The organism is Micromonospora sp. NPDC023644, from assembly GCF_040640115.1.
GTDB lineage: Bacteria > Actinomycetota > Actinomycetes > Mycobacteriales > Micromonosporaceae > Micromonospora.
The window spans coordinates 22,364-45,640 of record NZ_JBFABA010000025.1 but is presented as its reverse complement, the minus strand read 5'-3'; the positions used below and the strand labels follow the sequence as shown (position 1 = coordinate 45,640).

At 72.2% G+C, this 23,277-nt stretch carries 24 protein-coding genes; 15 read left to right on the top strand and 9 right to left on the bottom strand.

Annotation, left to right across the window (positions count from 1 at the left end; genetic code table 11):
* Window positions 1-6 precede the first annotated feature (6 nt).
* Window positions 7-741, bottom strand: coding sequence for a DUF899 domain-containing protein (locus AB0G08_RS18875; protein ID WP_358089343.1), 735 nt, complete (start codon window positions 739-741; stop codon window positions 7-9).
* 445 nt (window positions 742-1,186) lie between these two features.
* Between AB0G08_RS18875 and AB0G08_RS18870 the strand changes: the two genes are divergently transcribed.
* The gene (locus tag AB0G08_RS18870; protein WP_358089340.1) at window positions 1,187-1,966 is read left to right on the top strand and encodes an NAD-dependent protein deacylase; all 780 of its coding nucleotides are present in this window, start codon (window positions 1,187-1,189) and stop codon (window positions 1,964-1,966) included.
* A 49-nt stretch (window positions 1,967-2,015) separates the two neighbouring features.
* On the opposite strand, the gene AB0G08_RS18865 is transcribed toward AB0G08_RS18870, so the two are convergent.
* Window positions 2,016-2,966: a tetratricopeptide repeat protein gene (locus AB0G08_RS18865; RefSeq protein ID WP_358089338.1), complete on the bottom strand. Its 951-nt coding sequence runs from the start codon at window positions 2,964-2,966 to the stop codon at window positions 2,016-2,018.
* Window positions 2,967-3,208: 242 nt separating this feature from the next.
* Here AB0G08_RS18865 and AB0G08_RS18860 point away from each other — a divergent pair, with 242 nt between their 5' ends.
* Window positions 3,209-3,643, top strand: a complete 435-nt coding sequence (locus AB0G08_RS18860) for a VOC family protein (protein ID WP_358089335.1) — start codon at window positions 3,209-3,211, stop codon at window positions 3,641-3,643.
* Window positions 3,644-4,615 (top strand): aminoglycoside phosphotransferase family protein, encoded by a 972-nt coding sequence (locus AB0G08_RS18855; protein WP_358089333.1) that lies wholly within the window; start codon window positions 3,644-3,646, stop codon window positions 4,613-4,615.
* A 51-nt stretch (window positions 4,616-4,666) separates the two neighbouring features.
* On the opposite strand, the gene AB0G08_RS18850 is transcribed toward AB0G08_RS18855, so the two are convergent.
* Window positions 4,667-5,197, bottom strand: coding sequence for a GNAT family N-acetyltransferase (locus tag AB0G08_RS18850; protein ID WP_358089330.1), 531 nt, complete (start codon window positions 5,195-5,197; stop codon window positions 4,667-4,669).
* Between the two features lie 43 nt (window positions 5,198-5,240).
* Here AB0G08_RS18850 and AB0G08_RS18845 point away from each other — a divergent pair, with 43 nt between their 5' ends.
* Complete coding sequence (locus AB0G08_RS18845) at window positions 5,241-5,846, top strand: YdeI/OmpD-associated family protein (protein WP_358089327.1); 606 nt, start codon at window positions 5,241-5,243, stop codon at window positions 5,844-5,846.
* A gap of 162 nt (window positions 5,847-6,008) precedes the next feature.
* Here the strand turns inward: AB0G08_RS18845 and AB0G08_RS18840 are convergent, their stop codons facing one another.
* Window positions 6,009-6,602, bottom strand: a complete 594-nt coding sequence (locus tag AB0G08_RS18840; RefSeq protein WP_358089325.1) for a TetR/AcrR family transcriptional regulator — start codon at window positions 6,600-6,602, stop codon at window positions 6,009-6,011.
* 101 nt (window positions 6,603-6,703) lie between these two features.
* Between AB0G08_RS18840 and AB0G08_RS18835 the strand changes: the two genes are divergently transcribed.
* The 7 genes from AB0G08_RS18835 to AB0G08_RS18805 all read left to right on the top strand — a co-directional run bounded on the left by AB0G08_RS18835 (window position 6,704) and on the right by AB0G08_RS18805 (window position 12,602).
* Window positions 6,704-7,081 (top strand): DUF4267 domain-containing protein, encoded by a 378-nt coding sequence (locus tag AB0G08_RS18835; RefSeq protein ID WP_358089322.1) that lies wholly within the window; start codon window positions 6,704-6,706, stop codon window positions 7,079-7,081.
* 29 nt (window positions 7,082-7,110) lie between these two features.
* Window positions 7,111-7,578 carry an SAM-dependent methyltransferase gene (locus AB0G08_RS18830; protein WP_358089320.1) on the top strand — a complete coding sequence of 156 codons (468 nt, stop codon included), beginning with the start codon at window positions 7,111-7,113 and terminating at the stop codon, window positions 7,576-7,578.
* 154 nt (window positions 7,579-7,732) lie between these two features.
* Entirely contained in the window at window positions 7,733-8,230 is a 498-nt protein-coding gene (locus AB0G08_RS18825) for a DinB family protein (protein ID WP_358089317.1), read from the top strand.
* A 169-nt stretch (window positions 8,231-8,399) separates the two neighbouring features.
* Window positions 8,400-8,969, top strand: a complete 570-nt coding sequence (locus AB0G08_RS18820; protein ID WP_358089314.1) for a hypothetical protein — start codon at window positions 8,400-8,402, stop codon at window positions 8,967-8,969.
* A 61-nt stretch (window positions 8,970-9,030) separates the two neighbouring features.
* The gene (locus AB0G08_RS18815; protein WP_358089311.1) at window positions 9,031-9,423 is read left to right on the top strand and encodes a hypothetical protein; all 393 of its coding nucleotides are present in this window, start codon (window positions 9,031-9,033) and stop codon (window positions 9,421-9,423) included.
* Between the two features lie 256 nt (window positions 9,424-9,679).
* A complete protein-coding gene (locus AB0G08_RS18810; RefSeq protein WP_358089309.1) occupies window positions 9,680-11,278 on the top strand; it encodes a beta-1,3-glucanase family protein in 1,599 nt (532 codons plus the stop codon).
* 187 nt (window positions 11,279-11,465) lie between these two features.
* Entirely contained in the window at window positions 11,466-12,602 is a 1,137-nt protein-coding gene (locus tag AB0G08_RS18805) for a CaiB/BaiF CoA-transferase family protein (RefSeq protein ID WP_358089307.1), read from the top strand.
* A 213-nt stretch (window positions 12,603-12,815) separates the two neighbouring features.
* On the opposite strand, the gene AB0G08_RS18800 is transcribed toward AB0G08_RS18805, so the two are convergent.
* Window positions 12,816-14,153: a glycosyl hydrolase family 18 protein gene (locus AB0G08_RS18800; protein WP_358089305.1), complete on the bottom strand. Its 1,338-nt coding sequence runs from the start codon at window positions 14,151-14,153 to the stop codon at window positions 12,816-12,818.
* 216 nt (window positions 14,154-14,369) lie between these two features.
* On the opposite strand from AB0G08_RS18800, the gene AB0G08_RS18795 reads away from it, so the two are divergent.
* Entirely contained in the window at window positions 14,370-14,729 is a 360-nt protein-coding gene (locus tag AB0G08_RS18795) for a hypothetical protein (protein ID WP_358089302.1), read from the top strand.
* Between the two features lie 57 nt (window positions 14,730-14,786).
* Here the strand turns inward: AB0G08_RS18795 and AB0G08_RS18790 are convergent, their stop codons facing one another.
* The 3 genes from AB0G08_RS18790 to AB0G08_RS18780 all read right to left on the bottom strand — a co-directional run bounded on the left by AB0G08_RS18790 (window position 14,787) and on the right by AB0G08_RS18780 (window position 19,200).
* Window positions 14,787-16,661, bottom strand: a complete 1,875-nt coding sequence (locus AB0G08_RS18790) for an adenylyl cyclase (RefSeq protein ID WP_358089299.1) — start codon at window positions 16,659-16,661, stop codon at window positions 14,787-14,789.
* 293 nt (window positions 16,662-16,954) lie between these two features.
* Complete coding sequence (locus AB0G08_RS18785; protein ID WP_358089296.1) at window positions 16,955-18,820, bottom strand: hypothetical protein; 1,866 nt, start codon at window positions 18,818-18,820, stop codon at window positions 16,955-16,957.
* 92 nt (window positions 18,821-18,912) lie between these two features.
* Window positions 18,913-19,200, bottom strand: a complete 288-nt coding sequence (locus AB0G08_RS18780) for a DUF1905 domain-containing protein (protein WP_358089293.1) — start codon at window positions 19,198-19,200, stop codon at window positions 18,913-18,915.
* Window positions 19,201-19,364: 164 nt separating this feature from the next.
* Between AB0G08_RS18780 and AB0G08_RS18775 the strand changes: the two genes are divergently transcribed.
* Window positions 19,365-20,213 (top strand): ATP-grasp domain-containing protein, encoded by an 849-nt coding sequence (locus AB0G08_RS18775; RefSeq protein ID WP_358089290.1) that lies wholly within the window; start codon window positions 19,365-19,367, stop codon window positions 20,211-20,213.
* 287 nt (window positions 20,214-20,500) lie between these two features.
* Entirely contained in the window at window positions 20,501-21,901 is a 1,401-nt protein-coding gene (locus tag AB0G08_RS18770) for an endo-1,4-beta-xylanase (protein WP_358089287.1), read from the top strand.
* 249 nt (window positions 21,902-22,150) lie between these two features.
* Here the strand turns inward: AB0G08_RS18770 and AB0G08_RS18765 are convergent, their stop codons facing one another.
* The gene (locus AB0G08_RS18765) at window positions 22,151-22,447 is read right to left on the bottom strand and encodes a hypothetical protein (protein WP_358089284.1); all 297 of its coding nucleotides are present in this window, start codon (window positions 22,445-22,447) and stop codon (window positions 22,151-22,153) included.
* A gap of 156 nt (window positions 22,448-22,603) precedes the next feature.
* Between AB0G08_RS18765 and AB0G08_RS18760 the strand changes: the two genes are divergently transcribed.
* Window positions 22,604-23,221: a hypothetical protein gene (locus tag AB0G08_RS18760; RefSeq protein ID WP_358089282.1), complete on the top strand. Its 618-nt coding sequence runs from the start codon at window positions 22,604-22,606 to the stop codon at window positions 23,219-23,221.
* The last annotated feature ends 56 nt before the right edge of the window (window positions 23,222-23,277 follow it).

The window sequence follows — 23,277 nt, the reverse complement described above, 5'->3', positions numbered from 1 at the left end:
CGGAGGTCAGTGGCAGTCGCAGTGGCTGTCGGTCGCGTCCGTGCCGTAGGTGTCGTGCAGGGGGAACTCGTTGACGTAGCGCTGCCGGCCCAGCGGGGTGAGGTCCAGGTAGTTGTACGTGTTCAGCAGCGGGTCGAGGCCACGACCGTACACGGAGTAGGTGTGCAGGATCCGGTCGCCGTCGCGGACGAAGACGCTCAGGCCGTGCGCTTCGCCCTGCAGGTGGTGGGTGAGGCCCTCCGCCGCGAGGGTCTCGGCGTCCTTGTAGTTGTATTCCACGGGGGCGACGGCCGGGTCCATGGTGACGTGGAAGTCGTAGTTGAAGTCGCCGCCGTGGGAGGAGTACCAGGGAAAGCGCCAGCCCATCCGGTCCTTGAAGGACGCGATGGACCCGAACGGCGCGCGGGAGACGACGGCGAGGGTCGTGTCGCTGGCGTGCAGATGCGCGAGGTGCCCGAAGTTGTCGACGAGCAGGGAGCAGCTCGTACACCCCTCGGTCCATTCCGGGTCGAACATGAAATGGTAGACGATCAACTGTCGTCGGCCCTCGAACATGTCCGCCAGCCGAACGGTGCCCGCGGGTCCCGTGAAGGAGTAGTCCTTCTCGATGGCGACCGCCGGCAGTTCGCGCCGCAGGGCGGTGGCCCGGTCCCGCAGGCGGGTGAGCTCCTTCTCGCGGTCGAGCAGTTCCTTGCGGGCGTCGACCCACTCGTCCCGGGACACGACCTTCGGTGCAATCATGGACGACACGCCTTTCCGCTGAAGCGCCTGGACCATTCTTATCGGGCGACGCGCGTTCACACCAGCTTTTGTTCGATGTCGTGGGATTCCCATTTCCGGTTCCCGGCCCGGCGATTCCGCTGGCGGTGGCGAACAATGGGCAGGTGGGCCGGCCCGCCCTCGCCGCCGCAAGACCCGCCGGCCGGAAAGATGGAACCGGCGTACGCCGAAGAAGTGCGCAATATCGAATAAGGCCCGCGCCGCCCTCGACGGGTTCCTCGCCGCCCGCGCGGGGCAGCGGGGCCCGGCAGGGTACGGGTGGGGTCGGGGGACTGGGCTAGCGTCGACGGACATGGACGGCGTGGCCGACGGCGCCGGGTCGTCGAGCGGCTGACGGTGTGGCACGAGTACGGCCGGATCGGGCCTGGTCCTGCCCGGCCGGTCCGGGGCGGAGGGAGCAGGTCAGATGGGGGAGCGGTCGGTGCGGGAGGCCGCGGCGCTGTTGGCGCAGGCCCGGCGCGTCGTGATCTTCACCGGCGCGGGCGTCTCCGCGGAGAGCGGTGTGCCGACCTTCCGCGACGCCCTCACCGGCCTGTGGCGGAGCTTCGACGCGCAGCGGCTCGCCACGTCGGAGGCGTTCCGCGACGATCCCGCGCTGGTCTGGGGCTGGTACGAGTGGCGACGCGACGCCGTGCGGCGGGCGCGCCCGAACCCGGGTCACGTGGCCGTGGCCGCGATCGAGGCACGCGTCCCCAGCGCGGTCGTCGTCACGCAGAACGTCGACGACCTGCACGAGCGCGCCGGCTCGGTCGCGCCGATCCACCTGCACGGCAGCCTCTTCGCGCCGCGCTGCGCGGCCTGCGCCCGCCCGGCGCCGGTGCCCGACGAGGCGCCGGCGGAGCCGGGCGACGGGCGGCGCGTGGCCCCGCCCCGATGCGTGAACTGCGCGGGTCCCGTCCGCCCCGGGGTGGTGTGGTTCGGTGAGGCGTTGCCGGCCGCGGCGTTGGAGGCCGCCGTCGAGGCGGCCTCCGCCTGCGACCTGCTGGTGACCGTGGGCACCTCGGGCCTGGTGTACCCCGCCGCCGAGATTCCCCAGGTGGCTGCCCGCCTCGGCGCCACGGTGCTACAGGTCAACCCGCAGGGGACGCCCCTGGACGCGGTGTCCGACGTGAACCTGCGCGGCCCGGCCGCCCAGGTGCTGCCCGCGCTCGTGCGGGCCGCCTGGGGCGACGCCGACCAGGTCTGACGGCCGGGGAGCCACGGCCGCGGGAACGGGCGGCCGGGGCGCCCCCGGGTCAGGAGGGCCGGCGCATGCCGAGCTGGTCCAGCCAGCCGTCCACGTCGAAGCCCTGCTCCTCGGCCCGGTCGAGCCACTCGGCGGCGCGGGCCGGGTCGGTGGGCAGGCCGGAGCCGAGCAGGTACATCACCCCGAGGGTGGCCGCGGCGCGGGGGTTCCCGGCGTTCGCCGCCCGCTCGTACCAGCTTGCGGCGACGGCCTCGTCCCGGGGGAACCCCCGCCCGCTGGCGTGCCCGGCCGCGACGTTGTACAGGGCGCGGGGGTGGTCCCGGTCGGCCGCGCGCAGCAGCCACTGCCGCGCCACCGCCTCGTCGCGCGGCACCATGTCCCCGGTGTCGTACAGGACGTGCAGCTCGAACATCGCGTCGGCGCTGCCGGCCCCGGCGGCCTGCTGGTGGTACGCGACCGCCGCCTCGCCCTCGCCCAGCAGGTAGTGCACGATGCCGGACCAGTAGCGTGCCTCCCCGGTCGGGTCGTCGGCGCGCAGCGGCTCCAGCAGCGTCAGCGCGTACCGTCCGACCCGGTCCACGGCCTCCCGGCCGACGGCCGCGAACAGGTACGCGCCCTGGCGGTTGCCGTGCCGGGCGGCCTCGGCGAAGCAGCGCAGGGCGGCGTCCAGGACGTCCTTCCCGCTGGTGGGGAACGGGTGCGGCGACGGCCACGCCGGCGGCTGCGTGACCGGCAGGTCGAGCAGCCGGCGTCCCAGGGGCACCCACACGTCGGCGCGGCCGGCCCGCGCCGCGGTCAGGTAGCCGCGCAGCAGCACCTCGTACGCCCGGATCGGCAGGATCCCGATCATCACGTCCCCGCGCACGATCCGGCCGTCGATCTCACGGCACAGTCCTTCGAGGTACGCGGCGTCGATCGGCTCGGCGGCCGTCACCCGCTCAATCTCGGCGAGCAGCGTGTCGCCGGGGGCGGACGGGGCGGAGGCGGGAGTCAAGGTCACGCCGCCACCCTACTGTCGTCGTCCTGCCCCACGTTCGCGGTGCGCGCTCGGACGGGGTGAGCAGCCGCGCTCGCGCCAAGGGCAGCGAGTCCGCCCGGTCCAGGTGCCGGTGCCCGACGGAGGCGATCGTCATCCCACGGGTCGGGGTCCCACTCGTGCTCAGGAGCCGGCCGCACGCGCCACGACCCGGCAGGGGCGGGCCCGTGGGAGCCGACGCGAGGCCCCGGCTCTATGGTGGAGCGATGGCGTCGATCAAGCAGTTCCAGGTCACCTTCGACTGCGCGGCACCTGAGCGCGTCGCTCGTTTCTGGTGCGAGGTGTTGGGATACGTCGTACCGCCGCCACCGGAGGGGTTCGCCACCTGGGACGACTTCGATCGCGCGCTGTCGCCCGAGCGCCAGGGTTCGGCGTTCGCCTGCGTCGATCCCTCGGGTGTGGGGCCGCGACTGTTCTTCCAGCGCGTTCCCGAAGGCAAGGTCGGCAAGAACCGGGTGCATCTTGACGTGCGGGTCGGCACCGGGCTCGTGGGCGAGGAGCGCCTGGCCGCACTTGAGGCCGAATGCGCGCGACTGGTCGCGCTCGGCGCGGTACGCGTGCGACTGCTGCGCGCCGATGGCGTCAACGAGTCGTGCCTCGTGATGCAGGACGTCGAGGGCAACGAGTTCTGTCTCGACTGAGTGGCCGCGAACGTGGCACCTTCGCGAGTCGACCGGTGTGGCAGTTCGCCCGTCGATGACGGAGTGGTGCGTGTGGGCAGTGCGACCGAGGTGGGCATTCGCTGGGCCGAGTCGACGTGGCGGCGTCGGACGACCAAGGTGCGGCCTCTCACCGGTGGCTGGACGTCGACCATGCTGGGCCTGACCGGACACGACGGCGAGCGGGCGGTACTCCGGCTGATGACGAAGGAACCGTGGCGCCGCCACGCCGCCGGGCTGCTCTCCCGAGAGGCGGCTGTCCAGCGGCAACTGCAACGGTCGTCGATCCCGGTGCCCCGCAGCATCGCCCTCGATCCGTCCGGAGACACCGCCGGCGCACCGGCACACCTCATGTCCTGGCTGCCCGGGCGGCTGTGCCTGACCTCTGCCGCGGACGACGTCCTGGCGGCACTGGCACAGGTGCTCGTGGACATTCACCAGTTCGATCCCGGGCCGGACAGGCCACGGGAGTACCAGTCGTGGGCGACGCCGGGCAAACGGGTCATGCCGCCGTGGGCGCGGCGCGGACAGCTGTGGAGTCAGGCGTTCGCGCTGCTGGAGCAACCCGCGCCGGCCTATGCCGGCACGTTCCTGCACCGGGACTTCCACCTGGGGAACCTGCTGTGGTCGCAGGGGCGGGTCAGCGGCGTGGTGGACTGGGTCGAGACGTCGTGGGGACCGGCGAACCTGGACGTCGCGCACGCCGCCACCTATCTGGCCATGTTGCACGGCGTCGAGGCCGGGGTCAGATTCACGAACGTGTACCGGCGCCGGGCCGGTGGCCGTCACGACGAGGACGAGTTCCGCTACTGGAACGTCATGGACATCGTCGGCTACCTGCCGGACCCGGCGAAGGTCGTCCAGCCATGGCGCGACTCCGGGCTGGACATCAGCGACGACCTCGCCCGCAGCCGGCTCGAACAGCGCCTCGAACAGGTTCTACGACCTCAGTGACGACCCGACCGGGTCCCGCCCGGTGCTCGCTCCGCGCACGGTCCTTGCCGGTTAGCTGGCCAGCTTCTCGAAGAGTTCGTTCGGCATGTCGTAGTACCTCGTCGTCCGGCCGAGGTGGGTCATGCCGAGCCGCCGGCAGACGGCCTGGGAGGCACGGTTGTCCGGATGCGTGACCGCGACGACCCTCGTGAGACCCCGGCTGAACGCGTCTTCCAGGACCGCCGCCGCTGCTTCGGTGGCGTAGCCGTGCCCCCAGGCGTCCGGATGCAGGTGCCAGCCGATCTCGACGTCGGTCGGCCCGCCGGCCGGTTCCCCGGCCGACAGGGGAATCGGCTTGAGCAGGAGGTTTCCCACCAGCCGGCCGTCCGCCGCCGTGGTGATGGCCCAGATCCCGTGGATCAGGTCGTCGATGGTGCGTCGGCGTGCGATCGAGGCGAGGGCATCCTCGCGGCTGTTCATGATCGTGGGCTGCGCGCCCAGGAACCGCACGACCTCCCAGCGTGACTCGAGATCCAGAAGGAAGTCGGCGTCCTCGTCGCGCCAGGGGCGCAGCAGGAGGCGGTCGCTCGCGATGGTGCGCATGCGCGCCAATCTAGCCAGCACGGCGTAGCGATAGCCTGCCGTCATGGCGAGTGCCGAACTGGATGAGTTGATCGTCGCGGACGCCGACGCGCTGCGTGCGTGGTTGTCGGCCAACCACGCCACGTCGCCCGGCGTCTGGCTCGCCCTGACCAGAAAGGGCGGCACAGTCACGACGTTGACCTGGCAGCAGGCGGTCGACGAGGCCCTGTGTTTCGGCTGGATCGACGGGCAGGCCCGTAAACGGGATCAGGAAAGTTCCTGGATCCGGTTCACCCCGCGCAGGCCCCGCAGCTCCTGGTCACAACGCAACGTCGCGCACGTGGCCCGGCTGGAGGCGCAGGGGCGGATGCTTCCCCCGGGCCGCGCCGCCGTGGAAGCCGCGAAGGCGGACGGGCGGTGGGCGGCCGCCTACGCTCCGCCGTCGGAAGCCGAGGTGCCGGCCGACCTGCTTGCCGCCATCGCTGCCGACCCCGCTGCCCAGGCCATGTTCGACGTACTCACCAAGACCAACCGCTTCGCTCTCATCCACCGCGTCAATGCCGTCAAACGGGCGCAGACCCGCGAGCGGAAGATCGCCGAGTTCGTCGCCATGCTGGCCCGTCACGAGACGATCTACCCGCAGAAGGCCACGCCTCCGAACTCGCCGTGATCGATCCCCATGATCATGTGCGCCTATCTGCCACCGATCGTGCGTGACGGGGAGGCGGCAAACCGTCGTGCGGCGTAGTGCTCCTCGTCCTGGCGCGGCATGCGGACGTGCCGACGAGAGCGCGTTCAGTGGTTCTGCGCGGATCCCCGGCCTCGAAGCCCTCTATGGCGTGGTCGGCTTCATCGGGGTGTCGGCGATGTGGGTGATCAGGAAGTCGAGCCGTTCCTCCTGTCCCTCCGGGGGAATGCGACCGCTGTCCGACAGGACGGCGATGCCGTGCAACGCGCTCCAGAGGACTTCGGCGAACAGCTCGCGTCGCTCGTTGTCCGGCCGGAAGCAGCTGACGAACTCGTCGAAGGAGGCCCGCAGCGGGGGCGGCGTCTCGGCGCTCGCGAACTTCAGGTCGGTGGGCAGGATGAACATGGCCTGGTACAGGGCAGGTCGCTCGGTCGCGAACTCCAGGTAGGCGCGGCAGACGGCGTGTAGGGCCTGCCCGGGCTCGGGGGCGGCCTGGCGTGCGCGGCGCAGGTGGGCGGCGAGTTCGCCGAATCCGTCCAGGGCGACGGCGCTCACGATGGCGTCCCTGCCGTTGAAGTGGCTGTACAGGACCGGCTGGCTGTACTCGACGCGCTCGGCCAACCGTCGTGTCGTCACCGCATCCCAACCCTCGGCCTCGGCGAGTTCGCGCGCGGCCGTGACGATCAGCTGATGACGGTGGGCGCGTTCACGTTCACGGCGCTCGCTGATGGCGGACATGACGCCATCCTAGCGACGCTAGACGTGCTGTCGCTGTTAGCGTACCGTCGCTACTACTTCTAGCGCTGCTAGATTCGCGCTGTCGCCGAGGGGGACAATCCATGCTCGTCAACGTCGCCAACGTGCTCGCCGGACTGATCGGCGTAGGCATCATCGTCATCGGCACGCTCGCTTTGTGGGCGCCGCGGGCCGCGACCGGCTTCGGCATCCCCGGCACACGGACCGAGGACCGCACCTTCCAGGCCTGGCTGTCCGTCAAGGCCGTGCGCGACATCGCCTCGGGGATCTTCATCCTCATCCTGCTGGCTGGAGCGACGACCCACCTGCTGGGCTGGTTCATGCTGGCCGCCGCTGGCATACCCGCCGGCGACGCACTGATCGTGTGGCGCAGCAACGGGCCCAAGGCGACCGTCTACGGCGTGCACGGGGCCACCGCCCTGGTGATGCTGGCGATCAGCGTGCTGTTGCTCGTCTCCTAGCCCTCCCACCCCCCGAAAGGTGTCCAGCCATGCCCAGCTTCGAGATCACCCCGATCGGTACGGTCCGAAACGACCGGACGGATGTCCAGCACACGGACAACTGGGGGGCCGTCCGCAGCACGATCACCGTCCACGAGCGCTTCGGCGAGGCGTGCCTCCAGGGTCTGGAGGGCTTCTCCCACGTGGAGGTCCTCTTCCTCTTCGACCAGTTCCCGGAACATGGCGACTACCGCGAACCCCGCCCGTACCGCGGCCGTTCCGACCTCCCGCCGGTGGGCGTGTTCGCCGGCCGCGGCCCCCGCAGACCGAACCGCATCGGGGTGACGTGCTGCGCCATCGAATCCGTCCACGGCCGCGAATTGACGGTGGTGGGCCTCGATGCGGTCTCGGGCACCCCGGTCGTCGATCTGAAACCGACGATGGTGGAGTTCCTGCCGGTGAACGTCGAGCAGCCGGATTGGGTCAGCCGCCTGATGTCGGAGTACTTCCGGCCGTGATCGGGGTCTGGCACGAAGCTCAACGCTGCGTTGCGCAGACGGGTCTCCCGCCGAGCCGACGTCAGGGGCCGCGCCTGCGATGCCGACACGCCAGCCGACCGCTCGTGCCGATGTCCGCTGGCTGTGCCCGAGTGTCGTCTGGGATGCTTCGCCCATGCCTTCCTACCCGCCCACCTTTGCCGACCAGGTCGTGGCGCAGCCGGTCCGCGCCCAGTTCGAGGCGTTCCTCGACGAGCACCGTGGCGCGCTCAACGGCTGCCTGGACGGGCTGACGGAGGAACAGGCGCGCCGGTCGTTGGTGGCCTCCCGGACCACGCTGCTGGGTCTCGTGAAGCACGCGACCTTCGTCGAGAAGGTCTGGTTCGACGAGGCCGTCACGTGCCGCTCGCGCGCCGAGATCGGCATCCCCGCGGCGTCGGAGGAGTCGTTCATCCTCGACGACGACGACACGATCGCCACCGTCCAGCAGGCACACCGCGAGGCCTGCGAGGCGTCACGCCGAGCGACGGCAAGCCTGGGTCTGGACGACATCCTGCTCGGACACCGGCGGGGCCCGCTTCCGCTGCGGTGGGTGTATCTCCACGTGCTCCGCGAGCTCGCCCAGCACTGCGGGCACGCCGACATCCTTCGAGAGCAGCTCGTCAACGAGTAGTGCGGGGACGTCCGCTCCTGCCGCCGATCGCCCGCGACGACAGTCGGCGGGCCGTCAGGCACCCGGTGGGACCAGGCCCGGACCTGCTCCGACGGGTGGGTCGGTCGGACCGCGAGCGCGGTGCAGCCGACAGGACCAGCTTCCACGGCGGCTGATCTACTGTGTGCGCGTGCCGCTGCTGCGCTGGAACGACCCGCTGCCCTGGAGGCCGCGCCGCGTCCTGGTCGCGGGCACGTCCGGCGCGGGCAAGACGAGCCTGGCCACGCTGGTCGCCCAGTCCTGGCGGCTTCCCCGGGTCGAGCTCGACGCGTTGCACCACGGAGAGAACTGGGTGCCGCGCCCGACGTTCAGGCACGAGGTCGAACAGTTCGCGGCACAGCCGCGGTGGGTGACCGAGTGGCAGTACACCGCCAAACTCGGGGACATCCTCCAGAGCAAGGCCGACCTGGTCCTCTGGCTCGACCATCCGCGCCGCCTGGTGATGCGGCAGGTCATCGTGCGTACGGTCGCCCGTAGGGTTCGGCGCGAACAGCTGTGGAACGGCAACGTCGAGCCAGCGCTCCGCACGGTGTTCACCGATCCGGAGCACGTCATCCGGTGGGCGTGGCGTGCGCACGGCGGCCCGGGCAGGCGCGTCGCCGCACTGCTCGACCGGCGCGACGAGGAGGTTGCGGTGGTCCGACTGCGTGGCCGGCGCCAGGTGAACCAGTGGGTACGCCGAAATCTCGCTGTCAACTGATTCCTGGCGCCCCCCGCGTGCAGAGGAAGCGGTGCCCGGCGGCACCTGACACCATGGCCCGGTGCGGCGACACCCGACCGAGCCACCAACCTTCGTGCTGGCGGGCGCCGACGTGGCGCTCGTGGGTCTGTTCTCGGCGAAGGACAAGGAGTTCAGCGCGAAGCTCGATGTCCTGGCGGCCTCCGTGCAGGCCCGTGGCGGGCGGGTGGTGAGCCGGCACGTCCAGCGGCGGGGTGTCTCGAGTGGCGGTGTGGCCAAGATGGCTCTGCCGTTCTCGCGGCGGACACTGCTCAGCCCGGGCAGGGCGCGCGAGATCGCGCAGGCGTGCCGGGCCGCGGCGGTCGGTGTTGCCGTGTTCGTGAACCCGCTCACGGAGCACCAACGAGCCGTCCTCGGCGACATGTTCGGGTGCTGCGTGATCAGCGGCGAGGACCTCTCCACCGCCGGTCGGTGAGTGCTTGCACATCGCCGTGGAGCGGGCGTCGCCCGGCGGGCTCGCTACACGTCCGCGCGAACCTTCCCGTCGCTGACCCGAACCTTGCCCGTGCCCCCCCGGGGGGCATGCGACCTGACGGCGGCGCGACGGAGGGCCGGGTTCCGCACGGCGCAGGCGACGGCCATTTGCGTACGTCTATTGACAGGGGAGCCGCTTCGGACCGACGCTGAGAGAGCGCTCTCTTCACTTGTCCACCATCCCCGAGGAGGAGTTCGTGAAGTTCCGAAGAAGGCTGCTCGCCGCCGTGTCCGCGCTGGTCGCCGCCGTCCCGGTGACCGTCGCCGCGTCCCCCGCCCAGGCCGTCGGCCCGGCGCTGTTGCCCGTCACGGTCACCAACAGCACCGGCCGGGGCGAGGCCGTCCACCTGTACGTGATCGGCGTGCAGCTCTCCAGCGGCCGCCTCGGCTACGTCAACCAGGCCGGCACCTTCGTCCCGTGGTCGGGCGGGCAGCTCCCGCCGTCGCCCGCGCCGGACGCCTCGATCCCGGGCCCCGGCAACGGCGGAAGCACGACCATCCGGTTCCCGCGCGGGTTCTCCGGCCGCGTCTACTTCTCCTTCGGCGAGAAGCTCAAGTTCTTCCTCACCCCGGACGGCCTGGTCCAACCCGCGCCGTGGGCGGCCGGCGACGCCAACCGCGACATCCTGTTCGACTGGAGCGAGTTCACCTACAACGACGCCGGACTGTGGCTCAACAGCTCGCAGGTCGACATGTTCGCGGTGCCGCACGCGGTCACGGTGACCGGTGCCACCGGCGTCACCAAGCGCACGGGCGACGTCGTCGCGGGCGGCCGCAACGCGATCATCGAGGGCATCCGGTCCCAGCCGGGCTGGGCCAACACGGTCCACACCCGCTCCGACGGGACGGTGCTGCGGGTGCTCGCGCCCGGCAAGGCGGCCGGCGCCGGCCTGTTCAGCGCCACCTACCTGGACTCCTACATCGCGTCGGCGTGGAACGCGTACACGACCAGGACGCTGACCGTGGTGCCGTTCGCCGACCAGCCGAACACCCGCTACTTCGGGCGGACCTCGGGCAACGTCATGACCTTCACCAACAGCGCCGGCCAGGTGGTCGCCTCCTTCAACCGGCCCTCGTCGGCGAGCGTCTGGGGCTGCGACGGCGACCTGCCCGCACCCAACGACCCGGTCGTCGGCCCGATCTCCCGGACGCTCTGCGCCGCGCTGAACCGGGGCACGCTCGGCACCATCGACACCCAGCCCAGCACCAACGCCGCCGAGTTCTACCGCAACAACCCGACGAACCACTACGCCCGCGTCATCCACGCCAACATGGTCGACGGCAAGGCGTACGCCTTCGCCTTCGACGACGTCGGCGCCTTCGAGTCCCTGGTCCACGACGGCGATCCCCGCGCGGCCGGGATCGTCCTGAGCCCCTTCGGCGCGGGCGGCAGCGGACCGGGGAACCCCGGCGGCGCGGTGCCCGTGCTGAGCAACTGGAACAACAAGTGCATCGACGTGCCGAACGCGAACTTCGTCGACCGCGCGCAGTTGCAGATGTGGAACTGCAACGGCACCGACGCGCAGAAGTGGACGTTCACCGGCGACACCCTGCGCAGCCAGAACGACAAGTGCATGGACGTCGACGGCGGCGCCACCGGCAACGGCGCGGTCGTGCAGCTCTACACGTGCAACGGCACGGGCGCGCAGCGGTTCACCCTGAACGCCGCCGGCGACCTGGTCAACCTCCAGGCCGGCAGGTGCGTCGACATCCGGGACTGGAACAGCGCCGACGGCGCGAAGCTCCAGCTCTGGGACTGCGCGGGCACCGCCAACCAGAAGTGGCGCAAGGGCTGACCCCGTTTCGGCGGATGGCGGCGGGCCGCCGCCATCCGCCCCGGCCCGCACCGTCGGGGCGACCGGCGTCCGTCGCGCCCGCTGTGCCATGGTGGTCCTGCCGTCCGGACGCGCCGGACGCCGGCACCCGGCAGGCGCCACGCCGCCGCGTCGGCCGTGGCGTCGACGGAGAAGGGGTACGCGGGCGATGGGGGAGCAACGGTCCGGGCCGCTCGGCGGCGTCCTCGTCGCCGACTTCTCGCGCATCCTCGCCGGACCGTACGCGACCATGCTCCTCGCCGACCTCGGCGCCGAGGTGGTCAAGGTGGAAGGGCCCGGCGGGGACGACACCCGGACCTGGCTGCCGCCCGTGCGGGAGGGGACCTCCACCTACTACCTCGGCGTCAACCGCAACAAGCGCTCCATCGCCCTCGACCTCGCCGACCCCGACGACCTGGACGTCGCCCGGCGACTCGTCCGCCGCGCCGACGTCATGATCCAGAACTTCCGGCCGGGCGGGCTGCGGCGCTTCGGCCTCGACTACGACAGCGTCGCCGCCGTCAACCCGCGGCTCGTCTACGCCTCGATCAGCGGGTTCGGCGCCGGCGCCGGCGCCAACCTGCCCGGCTACGACCTGGTCGTCCAGGCCGCCTCCGGCCTGATGAGCCTCACCGGCGAGCCGGACGGCCCGCCCTACAAGGCCGGGGTCGCCGTGTTCGACGTGATCGCGGGCCTGCACGCGGCCGTCGGCATCCTCGCCGCCCTGCACCACCGCGACCGCTCCGGCACCGGCCAGCACGTCGAGGTGGACCTGCTCTCCTCCGCGCTGTCCGGCCTGGTCAACCAGACCAGCGGCCACGTCGCCGGCGGCGCGACACCGTTGCGGATGGGCAACGGGCACCCGAGCCTGTTCCCGTACGAACCGCTGCCCACCGCCGACGGCGACCTCGTCGTCATCGCCGGCAACGACGGCCAGTTCCGCAAGCTGTGCCAGGTGCTCGGCCTGCCCGGGCTGCCCGACGACCCCCGGTTCGCCCGCAACCAGGACCGCACGGTCAACCGGGAGGCCCTGCGGCCCCTCCTGGTCGCGCGACTGCTCCAGCGGACCCGGGACGAGTGGTTCCGGGACCTGCGCGCGGCGGGCGTGCCGTGCGCCCCGATCAACACGGTCGCCGGAGGCGTCGAGCTGGCGCGGGAACTCGGGCTGGACCCGGTGGTCGCCACCGGCGGCGTGCCCGGCATCCGCAATCCGATCGGCCTCACCGCCACCCCGCCGCGCTACGACCTGCCGCCGCCGGGGCTCGACGAGCACGGCGACGAGATCCGGAACTGGCTGGCGGACTGACGCCCGCCGCCGCGGCGCGGGTCGAGCCGCGCTCGGGCACCCGGGGGCGTCGTGGAGTGCCCGACGGCGGGCACCGGTACGACGCACGGCTCCCCGTCGACGCCCCGACCGCTGCGGGACACCCGCGGTGTCGCTCGCGACCGGGCCACCGCCGACCGCGCGGCCGTCCCCTTCGCGAGGGGGGTGCGACCGCGCGGCCGATGTCCTGCGGGCTCAGCGGCCCTGGAGGGCCCTGACGTTGTCGCCGAAGGTCCAGCCCTTCGACCCGTCCCAGTTCAGCGACCAGGTCATCAGGCCCTTCAGGCCGCCGCGGTAGGTGTTCCACGCCTGGGCGACCGTCGCCGGGGCCATATGGCCACCCCCGGCGCCGGGCTGCGCCGGCAGTCCGGGGACCTGCTTGTCGTACGGGACCCGGATGGTGGTGCCCTGAACGACCAGCCCGGCGTCGAGGCAGTCGGTCTGGGCGGTGAAGCCCTGCACGGTTCCGGCCGGGTAGGAGTCACCGGAGCAGCCGTACATGCTGCCGTTGTAGTACTGCATGTTCAGCCACCAGAGCCGGCCGTTGTCGGCGTACCGCTTGATGATCGGCAGGTACGCGCCCCAGATGGAGCCGTAGGTGACGCTGCCGCCGGTGACGTACGCGGTCTCCGGTGCCATGGTGAGGCCGAAGCCCGCCGGCATCTGCGCGAGCACCCCGTCGATGATGCGGACGAGGTTCGCCTGCGACGGGGAGAGCTGGGAGATGTTCCCGCTGCCGGTGAGCCCGGTCTCGATGTCGATGTCGATGCCGTCGAAGTTGTACCGCTTGAGGATCGGCACGACGGTCGCGACGAACCGGTCGGCGACCGCGGCCGAGCTGAGGTCGATTCCGGCGGTCGCGCCACCGATCGACATGAGGATGGTCAGGCCGGCCGCCTTGGCGCGGCACATCTCGGCGGGGGTGGGCACCCTGACGGTGGCGTCCATGCCGTCCTCCCAGAGCACGGTGCCGTCGGCGCGGATGACCGGGAACGCCGCGTTGATCACGTTGTACCCGTGCGCGGGGATCCGGGGGTCGGTGATCGGGATCCACCCCAGCGGCGGGTGGACGCCGTTGGCCGCGCCGTCCCAGTTCTCCCAGTAGCCCTGGAGCACCTTGCCGGTCGGCTTCGGCTTGCCCGCGCAGGTGTCCGGTCCGGGTGGCGTGGGCGTCGCGGTGGGCGTCGGGGTGGGGGAGGGGCCCGACGTGGCGGTCGGGGTGGGGGACGGCGTGCCGCCGCCGTCGCAGGCGCCGAGGTCGGTCCAGAGCGACGGCGTCGCGGCGGGGTTCCAGCCGGCGCCCGGCGGGGGCGTGTGGGTCACCAGCGCCTGGTAGGACCGCCCCGCGTAGCTGACCCGGCTGCCGGCGGGGTAGGTGGTGCCCTCGGCCCAGGCCGGCGCGGCGCAGGCCGCGACGGCGACGTCGGGGACGCCGGTCTTCGTGGCGGCGCGGCCGGCCACGGCGGGCACGGCCAGGGCGGCGGTCAGCGCCACGCCGGCCAGCAGCGCGGGCATCGTACGTCGAAGTCGCATGGCATTCCTCCTCGTCGATGGCGGGAGGCTATCAGTTAACTTTGTTAAACATAAGCCGTGGGGTGGGTCGCCCCAGGCGGAGTGCGCCCGCGGCGGCGACGGGCGGACGGAGTCGGTAAAACTTTTCGCCGACATCGATCACGGTCATGGAGCTAATCGCCGGGACGGGCTACCCTCCTGGGGACCACCTGCCGTCCATCGTGGAGGAGATCGAGTATGCGCAGGTTGATGTCGGCGGTCGGAGCCGGAGCGATGCTGACCGTGGGGCTGCTCGTCGGCGCCAGCCCGGCGCAGGCGGCGAGCTGCACGCTCGTGCAGTCCGAGATCTACAACGGGGCCAACATCATCGCCTGGTCGCAGGGCCTGCAGGGCTGCTCCGGCGACGTCTACTGGGAGATCCAGTCGGGCGACGCCGGTGGCTGGCAGGTCGCGCAGAGCGGCACCACGCACTACGACAACGAGGTGCAGAGCTACTACGGCGACATCGAGCTGCCGTGCTACCTGCGGGTCTACGCGAAGTTCGGCACCCAGGAGAAGCTGACCCAGCCGGCGCGCAACAACAACTGCGCGGGCTGACCACCGAGCCGGGCGGGGCGAGGTGCGCGCCCCGTCCGGCTCGGTTTCCCGCGGCAGTTACGGGGCCGGGTACCGCGTGACGTAGACGGGCGCGCCGACCCGCGTCGTGTCGGCCGCCGCGCCCACCCCGTTGACCACGTGGTCGATTGTGCCGGCGCTCAAGTTCACGGTCATGATGTGGTGCAGCCTCACGCCCGGGGTGATGGGCACCTCGAAGCCGTTCTCGGTGCGGATCGACGGGTTGTTCTGGTTGAACACGTACACCCCGCCGCCGTGCAGCGTGTGGTGCCGAACCCGGTCGCCGACCTTGTAGCCGGCCCAGCCCTCGACCCCGCCGTTCATCCAGTCGGCCTGCGTCGGCGGGTCGTACGGCAGCTCGTTCTGGTAGAGGATCGTCGTGCCGTGCTCGCCGTTCCAGACCGTGTTGTACCGCTGGAAATGCTCGACGAAGAGGCCGGTGGCCGTCACGTGGTCGCCGTTGATGACGGCGCCGTAGCGGCCGGTGTTGGTCCGCCAGCGGTCGGTGTCGCCGTTGACGCCCTCGGTGAAGCCCTCGACGCCGTGGTCCCCGCGCCACACCCAGGTGTGGTCGATCAGGACGTGGTCGGCGTTGACCTCCAGCGCGGTGTGCGTCCTGCCGATGTGCGGCCCGCCGACGCGGAAGTACACGTCGGAGAGCGTGATCGGGTTGCCCGGCGTGCTGGCGTTGCGGCCGTGCGCGCGCCCCACCCGCAGCAGCGCGGGCGACTCGGTGGGGCCGGCGTCGACGGTGACCCCGGCGACGACCACGCCGGGCACGCCGGCGACGTCGAGCGGGACGGCGCCGTCGACGGCGGTCAGCGTGGCGTGGCCGATGCCGAGGACCACCGTGTCGGGCCGTTTGACCTCGATGCTGCGGGCGATGTCGTACACGCCGGGGGTGAGCAGCAGGTGCTTGCCGCGGGCGAGCTGCCTGTTGATGACGTGCACGGGATCGGACGGCTTGGCGATGAAGAAGTCCCGGATGCCGATGGTCCGGCCGGGCGTCATGCCGTCGCCCCAGGAGATGCCGCGGCTGTCGCGCCGGGCGGCGGGCACGCGGACCTGGTAGCGGCCGCGGTCGTCCACGAACAGGTACGGCTTCTCCCTGCTCACCGGCGTGGTGTCCAGCGTGGTGTACGGCGGGTCGGGAAAACCGGCGTCGTCGGGGGCGCCCACGGTGCCCGCGAAGACCTGGTTCCACACGGCGTTGGACCAGCTCACGACCTCGCTGTTGCGGGTCAGCCACTGCTGTTGGGAGCCGTTGGTGGTGGCGGGCAGCCGGGAGTCGGCGATGAAGCCGCCGCTGGCGTACTGCGGGCCGGCGGTGCAGTAGTCCATCAGCGACAGCCCGCCGCCGCTGACGTCGAGGCGGCGCATCGACACCGCCTGGGACACCGCCCAGAAGTTCGCCGAGGCGCGGCAGCCGTCCTGGCCGGTGGCGTTGATGGACAGTGACAGGTTGGACAGGGTGCGCCAGAAGTTGACCAGGGCGATGCAGTTGCCGGTCCCGCCGCCTTCGAGGCAGCGGTTGTAGGTCTCGATCTTGCCGTTGACGGTGACGTCGGTGGGGGAGGCGCCCAGGCCGGAGACCTCGGTGTAGTAGCCGACCTTCATCTGCAGGGGCTGCGCGGCCGTGCCGTAGCTGCCGGGCTTGAAGAGGTAGGCGTGCCGCGCGGTGCCCATCTCGGCATCGACCTGCCGGGCGTGCGCCGCGTCGAGGGTGGCCTGGATCTCGGCGACCGGCGTGTCGGGGTCGAAGATCGTCACGTTGGGCCCGAAGTCCGGGGCGCCGTGCCGGGCCGGCCCGGCGGTGGCGGCGGTGCCGGTCGTGCTGGCGACCGCCGTGAGCACCAGGCCGAGCGCGAGCGCCCGGCGGAGTCGCCGTCGCGTGTCGGGGGACTGCTCTCTCATCGTTCGTCCTCTCCGCCGGCCGGGACAGGGCGCGGCGACGCGGTGGGGAGGCGGTCCGGGGCGGGCGCGGGTGGGCGCGCCGGTGCCGGCCAGCGGTCGTCGTCGACCTGCCTCGTGGGGCGGCGGTGGGGGACAGCGCACCGGTGAGAGCGCTCTCTCGTCGCCGCGAACTTGTATCACGCCGTGAAAGAAGGGTTGGCATGTTTCTACCTTGTGAACCGGCCCGGCGCTACCGCTGCGCCGTCACGGATCCCGCGACCGGGCCGGCGCGGAGCCGACAGGGCGGTGCCGGGCTAGCCGTCCCCGGCCGGCCGGTGGAGCGGCTGCACGAGGACCGGTCGGTACCCGGCCTCGGGCGGCAACGCCACGCCCTCCACCAGGCCGCTGCGAAGGTGCAGCCGCGCCAGGGGCAGACCGAGCTCGTTGCGTCCGTGGTCGGCCGGGACGAGCACGTGCTCCGGGCTCTCCCAGACCGGCCCGCCCGGGACCGGGCTGGTCGCGCTGCCACCGGGCAGCGGCAGCACCCGGGGCCGGTCGGGGTGCGCGGGGTCGTGCAGGCGCAGGCTCGGCGGCGCGTACACCCAGGAGTACAGCTGCCGGCCGCCGGGCACGAGCGCGGCGGCCGGATCCACGGACAGCGGGACGACCTCGCCGTCGGGCCGGATGAGCAGCGTCGGATGGCTCCGGTCGCGGGCCAGCGCGACACCGCTGTACGGGTCGACCTGGCGCAGCGCGTGCGGCAGCCGCTCCGGCTCCTCGCCCGGCACCCAGCGCACCGATGCCGCGCCGCCGGCGACGCCGGCGTAGACGGCCCCGTCGTGGATCCCGACCACGGAGAGGTTGTCGGCCTCGTTCCACGGCATGCTCTGCCGGGACCCGTCGGCGAGGTCGACGAGGTGCAGCCGGTCCCGGGAGCGCCGGCCGACGTGGAACTCCACGACGGCCAGCCGGTCGCCGGCCGCGTCCAGGACGGCCCGCCAGCCCATGCTCGTGCCGAGCAGGACGAACTCGCCGTCGGGGCGGACCAGCGCGGTCTGGGTGCTGGCGAGCAGCACGGTGCCGTGTCGGCTCTGCATGGCCTGCGTGACCTGGACCCCCGGCCAGCGCGCCAGCACCACCGGCGTGTCGTCGCGCCACACGACCAGCTCGCCGCCGGAGCCGACGAATCCGGCGCGGGGCGGCGGCCCGGAGGGCGGCGCCGACGACGGGGTTTCCCGCTCCGGTGGCTGCCGGGTCTCCGTCGCCATCCATGCCATCGTCGGACCGCCGGCCTGGGGTGGCCGGACAGTGCCGCCGGGACCGGCGTGCGGGCCGGCGCCGGCGTCGCTCGGGGCGACGGCGACGGTGCCGAGCAGTCGCCCGAGGCCGGCCGGTCGTCTCACCGGCTGCGGCGGTGGTTGCCGGGTCGCGCGCGGGGTCGGCTGGACGACCAGTGCCAACGGCCCGTCGGTGCTGTCGAAGGGGGCGAGCAGCCCCTCGTCGACGGCGTGGCGCAGGACCGCCCGGACGGCGTCCGGCGTGCTGAGCAGCCGGTCGGCGAGCCAGTCGACGGTGACGGTCGCCGCGCCCTCGCGCGCCCACAGCAGCAACGACAGCAGGTCGGAGGTGGCGTACCGGAAGTGTGCGGAGGGACCGCCGCCGCGGGTGCGCAGGGCCGGCTGGGCGAGGTCGTCCTCACTGAGCAGCGGGCTGCTGCGCGCGATCCACCGTGGTGGTTCGGGGCTGGCGGACACGGGCCAGAACCGCAGCAGGTAGCTGTCGCCCTCGTCGGCCGGGCGCCGGCAGAAGCGCAACCGGTACAGGCCCGGCTCCCCCAGGCGGAGCGAGTCGCGGGGGGACCCGCCGGTCACCATCGCCAGGCCGACCGTCCCGCTGGTGGCGAAGGGCGTCTCGACGACGTCGGCCCAGTCGTCGTCCTCGGGCGGAGGGGCGTCGTGGCTTTCGAGCCGCACCTCGTGGTAGCGGTCCGACGCGCGGCCGTCGACCCAGCCGTCCCCGGCGCGGGCGATCGAGCCGCACGGCTGCGTCTTCACCGCGTACTCGCGCAGCAGCTCGTCGACCCGCACCCGCGCGGGACCCCACGGGTCCGCCTCGCGCAGCAGGAACGTGCCGTACTCCGGCCAGTATTCGCGGTCCTCGAACGCCCGTAACAGTGCCACCGTCATTCCTCCCCGTCGCGCTCCGGCACGCTACCGGCCGCCTCCGACGTTCTGGCGCGTCCGGGATCCGGTCGGGGAGCAGAACGGGCCGCTCACCCGTCGACGACGAGGCGGACCGTCACGGTGTCGCCCACCGCCAGCCCTTCGGCCCGTCGCACGGCCGCCTTCACCGGCACGAGGTATCGCCCGTCCTTGGGAAACAGTGACGTGCTCCAGCCGGTCTTCCCGATCCGCGCCGCGACGGGGATCATGCCCCAGCCGTAGCTCACCCCCGCGGACCTCGCGGCCAGCTCCTGGCAGCCCTCTTCCGGGACGGTGACGAAGTGCCATGGCGCGGGACCTCTCCAGAACCACAGCTCGCCGCTCAACTCCAGGTCCATCGGCCCAGCATAGGAACGGGGACCGACTCTTCCGGACGGGTGAGGCGCCGCGCGGCGCCTCCGGCGACCCGGCCGGGCGGCCGGAGACCGCAACCGGGTTCGCGGTGGCCCGCGCCGGCCCGGCGGCACTCGCGGCGTCAGCGCCCATGGGGGAGCATTCACCCGTGCTGTTGATCGTTCCCGCGGACCCGTTGCGACCGCGCCGCCCGGATGCCCACTTCGCGCCGGAGGCGCGCGCCGCCCAGGACGTCGGCGTCGCCGTCGCCGTCGTCGACCACGACGAGTTGGCCCGTGGCGACGACCTGCCGCGGGCGGTGGCGCGGGTGGCGGTCGAGGGCGTGGCGGTCTACCGCGGCTGGATGCTGCGCAGCGAGCGGTACGCCGCCTTCGCGGAATCGCTGGCCCGCCGGGGCGTCACCCTGCGTACGAGCGGCGAGCAGTACCGGCGCGCCCACGAGCTGCCGGGCTGGTATCCGGCCCTGGCCGAGCTGACACCGGGCTCGTCGTGGACGACCGGTACGTGGCGCGCCGACTTCGACCGGGCGAGGCGTGCGCTCGGCGGTGGGGCGGCGGTGCTGCGCGACTTCGCCAAGTCGATGAAGCACCACTGGCACGAGGCGGCGTTCATTCCGGACCTCGATGACGGCGAGGCCGCGTGGCGGGTCGCGAGCCGCTTCCTCGACCTGCGCGGGGACGACCTCGTCGGCGGCCTGGTCCTGCGCCGGTTCGAGCGGTTCACCGGCGCCGAGGTCCGCACGTGGTGGGTCGACGGCGTCTGCGTCCTGGTCGGCGCGCATCCCGACAGCCCGCACGACGCGCCGTCCGAGGAGTTCGACCCGCGTCCGGTGTGTGGGTCGGTGGCGGCGCTGGGGCTGCCGTTCGTGACCGTGGACCTGGCTCTGCGCGCCGACGGCGTCTGGCGGATCGTCGAGCTCGGTGACGGGCAGGTCAGCGACCGGCCGTCCACCATCGAACCGGCCGTTCTGGTCGATGCCCTGTTCGGCGGGGCGTGAGCTCCGAAACTTCCGGTCCCGTGGTCGCTGTCTGGCTCAGCGGCGGGCAGGTCGGTTCCCCGACCGAGGGGACGGCGCGAAGCCGGGACATCGAAACAATCCGATAACCGGGCGTTGAGCTTCCGGACGTGTTCCGATACGGTCCGATGGAAGGGCTTCGATCAACTCACGGTGTCGAGTGCTGACGGTGGCGTGGTCTCCGGGCGACCACTCCACCGGCCCCACGCCGTGGCGGGCGGTTGTCGAGGCGGCCCTGCTCATCATTCGGCTCATCGAAAGGCTCTGTCATGGACAACATGCTCGCCCGTGCCAGCGGGCGCCCGGTGGCCCGCCGGCGGCCGCGCGTCGCGCTGGCGTCGGTCGTGGTCGGTCTCTCCGTCGCCGCCGCGACGATGGCGGTGGCGTCCGGTGCCAACGCCGGGACGACCCTGGGGGCGGCCGCCGCCGAGAAGGGGCGCTACTTCGGCGCCGCGGTGGCCGCCAACAAGCTCTCCGACACCACGTACGTCGGGATTCTCAACCGGGAGTTCACCTCGGTCACCCCGGAGAACGAGATGAAGTGGGACGCGACCGAGCCGTCCCAGGGCCAGTTCACGTTCGCCAACGCCGACCGGATCGTCAACCACGCCCAGGCCAACGGGATGCAGGTGCGCGGGCACGCCCTGGCCTGGCACTCCCAGCAGCCGGGGTGGGCGCAGAACCTCAGCGGCAGCGCGCTGCGCCAGGCGATGGTCAACCACGTCACCCAGGTGGCGACCTACTACCGTGGCAAGATCCACTCCTGGGACGTGGTGAACGAGGCGTTCGCCGACGGCGGCAGCGGAACCCGCCGCGACTCGAACCTGCAACGCACCGGCGACGACTGGATCGAGGTGGCGTTCCGCGCCGCGCGCGCCGCCGACCCCACCGCGAAGCTGTGCTACAACGACTACAACACCGACGGGCAGAACGCCAAGAGCAACGCGGTGTACGCCATGGTGCAGGACTTCAAGGCCCGGGGCGTGCCCATCGACTGCGTCGGCTTCCAGTCGCACTTCAACAGCGCCTCGCCGGTGCCCGCCGACTACCAGGCCAACCTGCAACGCTTCGCCAACCTCGGGGTGGACGTGCAGATCACCGAGCTGGACATCGAGGGCTCGGGCCAGACGCAGGCCGACAACTACGGCCGGGTGGTGCGCGCCTGCCTCGCCGTGACCCGCTGCACCGGCATCACCGTGTGGGGCATCCGGGACACCGACTCCTGGCGGGCCAGCGGCACCCCGCTGCTCTTCGACGGCAGCGGCAACAAGAAGCCGGCGTACACCGCCACCCTCGACGCCCTGAACAGCGGCACCACCACGCCGCCTCCGACCACCGCGCCCCCGACGACCCCGCCGCCCACCACCCCGCCGCCGTCCGGCGACTGCGCCGCGGCGGTGTCGCTGAACTCGTGGACCGGCGGCTTCGTCGCGACGGTGCGCGTCACCGCCGGAGCCGCGGCGATCGACGGCTGGGCGGTCACCGTCACCCTGCCGGGCGGCACGACGGTCACCAACACGTGGAACGCGCGCGGCAGCGGCGCCAGCGGTGCCGTGACGTTCCGCAACGTCGACTACAACGGCCGGCTCTCCGCCGGCGCCGTCACCGAGTTCGGCTTCCAGGGCACCGGAAGCGGCCCGACCGGCACGCCCACCTGCACCGCGAGCTGACCCGTCCGCGGCTCGGCGCGGGAAGCCTCCCGCGCCGAGCCGCCGACGTCGCATGCGCCCCCGTCGCACCGGAGCGGGGCACGTGCGACGTCGGCGAGCCGGTCGCGCGGGTGCGCCGCCAGGTCGCCGCGCCCGAACGCGGCGTCCGCCCCGCGGAGCCGCTCCTCATGCATGCCGCGCTGCTCCCGAACGACGCTCCGGCCGCTCGGGAGCAGCCGAACAAACGGTGGGCAGGTCGGAAACTCAGCTCTACCAGTTGCAGTTGGCGGCCGGGATCCAGCCGTCCTGCCCCGGCGCCTCGGCCCCGTGGCCGTAGTACCAGGTCTGAATGTCACTGCCGCCGTAGATCGAGTGAACGCGGAAGCCTCGCCCGGGGCTCAGGGTGCGGAGGACGTTGCCCCAGGGCTGGTCGCGCAGCCAGGTGGCCTGGTTGGTCACGCAGATGTCACCAGGGCCATCGCTGGCGGCGGCCGGCGCGGACACCACCGCCGATCCGGCGGCGACGACGGCCATGACCGCCAGCACGCGTACGACGTTGCGCTTCATGCATTTCCTCTCGATCGAATGCCTTGCAAGCGAATCGATTATGCCCAATGCTTCTGGCATGGCAAGCCGGGCAGCGGATTGGCGTACCCGATGTGTTGGTGGGGCTCTCCGGCTTGCCGTTCGGCAGAAACTCCCAGCCCCCGTCAGGAGACAGACTTGATCAGGCATTCGTTCACGCTGGTCGCAGCGGTCGTCCTCGGCCTTTCCGCCTTGGCCGTGCCCGCACAGGCCGCCCCGGCGCCGGCCCACGCGGTGGCGCAGTCCGACCTCGGCGTCCAGGTCGCTCCGACCGGCTGCACGACGTGGGTGGAGTGGGTGCAGGAAGGCAGCAACAGCTACTACTACGGTCGCGGCAACGTGCAGTGCGCCACCGGCCGCTACAAGGTCAAGCTTCAGTGCCGCAACCAGCAGACGGGCGTCGGGTACGTCGTCTACGGAGGCTATGCGGTGAACGCGCCGGGCACGGCCACCACCACCTGCTACAGCGGTAACGTCGCCGAGGGCGTGTACCCCGTCGAGGACCCGCTGCCCACGGTCGGCGTCACCGGTTGCGTCTCCTGGGCGGAGTGGGTCCACCAGGGGAGCAGCCACTACTACGGCCGCGGCACCGCCCAGTGCGACACCGGCACCTACCGGGTCCAGATTCAGTGCCGTAACGCGCAGACCGGCCAGCGATACGTCGTCTACGGCCCGGTGGTCACCGCGCCCAGCATCTCCACCACCACCTGCTACCAGGGCAACGTCGCGGACGTCGTGTCGGGCGTGCCGGCGTGACGGCCGCCGTGGGTCGCGCCGCACCGCGCTGACTCGGGCCGTCAGCGCCTGCCGCT

Bases quoted from the DNA above. Each gene is read 5' to 3' on its own strand.
- AB0G08_RS18875 (WP_358089343.1), bottom strand. From the start codon at position 741: ATGATTGCACCGAAGGTCGTGTCCCGGGACGAGTGGGTCGACGCCCGC.
- AB0G08_RS18870 (WP_358089340.1), top strand. From the start codon at position 1,187: ATGGGGGAGCGGTCGGTGCGGGAGGCCGCGGCGCTGTTGGCGCAGGCC.
- AB0G08_RS18860 (WP_358089335.1), top strand. From the start codon at position 3,209: ATGGCGTCGATCAAGCAGTTCCAGGTCACCTTCGACTGCGCGGCACCT.
- AB0G08_RS18850 (WP_358089330.1), bottom strand. From the start codon at position 5,197: ATGCGCACCATCGCGAGCGACCGCCTCCTGCTGCGCCCCTGGCGCGAC.
- AB0G08_RS18845 (WP_358089327.1), top strand. From the start codon at position 5,241: ATGGCGAGTGCCGAACTGGATGAGTTGATCGTCGCGGACGCCGACGCG.
- AB0G08_RS18840 (WP_358089325.1), bottom strand. From the start codon at position 6,602: ATGTCCGCCATCAGCGAGCGCCGTGAACGTGAACGCGCCCACCGTCAT.
- AB0G08_RS18835 (WP_358089322.1), top strand. From the start codon at position 6,704: ATGCTCGTCAACGTCGCCAACGTGCTCGCCGGACTGATCGGCGTAGGC.
- AB0G08_RS18830 (WP_358089320.1), top strand. From the start codon at position 7,111: ATGCCCAGCTTCGAGATCACCCCGATCGGTACGGTCCGAAACGACCGG.
- AB0G08_RS18825 (WP_358089317.1), top strand. From the start codon at position 7,733: ATGCCTTCCTACCCGCCCACCTTTGCCGACCAGGTCGTGGCGCAGCCG.
- AB0G08_RS18805 (WP_358089307.1), top strand. From the start codon at position 11,466: ATGGGGGAGCAACGGTCCGGGCCGCTCGGCGGCGTCCTCGTCGCCGAC.
- AB0G08_RS18800 (WP_358089305.1), bottom strand. From the start codon at position 14,153: ATGCGACTTCGACGTACGATGCCCGCGCTGCTGGCCGGCGTGGCGCTG.
- AB0G08_RS18795 (WP_358089302.1), top strand. From the start codon at position 14,370: ATGCGCAGGTTGATGTCGGCGGTCGGAGCCGGAGCGATGCTGACCGTG.
- AB0G08_RS18790 (WP_358089299.1), bottom strand. From the start codon at position 16,661: ATGAGAGAGCAGTCCCCCGACACGCGACGGCGACTCCGCCGGGCGCTC.
- AB0G08_RS18780 (WP_358089293.1), bottom strand. From the start codon at position 19,200: ATGGACCTGGAGTTGAGCGGCGAGCTGTGGTTCTGGAGAGGTCCCGCG.
- AB0G08_RS18770 (WP_358089287.1), top strand. From the start codon at position 20,501: ATGGACAACATGCTCGCCCGTGCCAGCGGGCGCCCGGTGGCCCGCCGG.
- AB0G08_RS18765 (WP_358089284.1), bottom strand. From the start codon at position 22,447: ATGAAGCGCAACGTCGTACGCGTGCTGGCGGTCATGGCCGTCGTCGCC.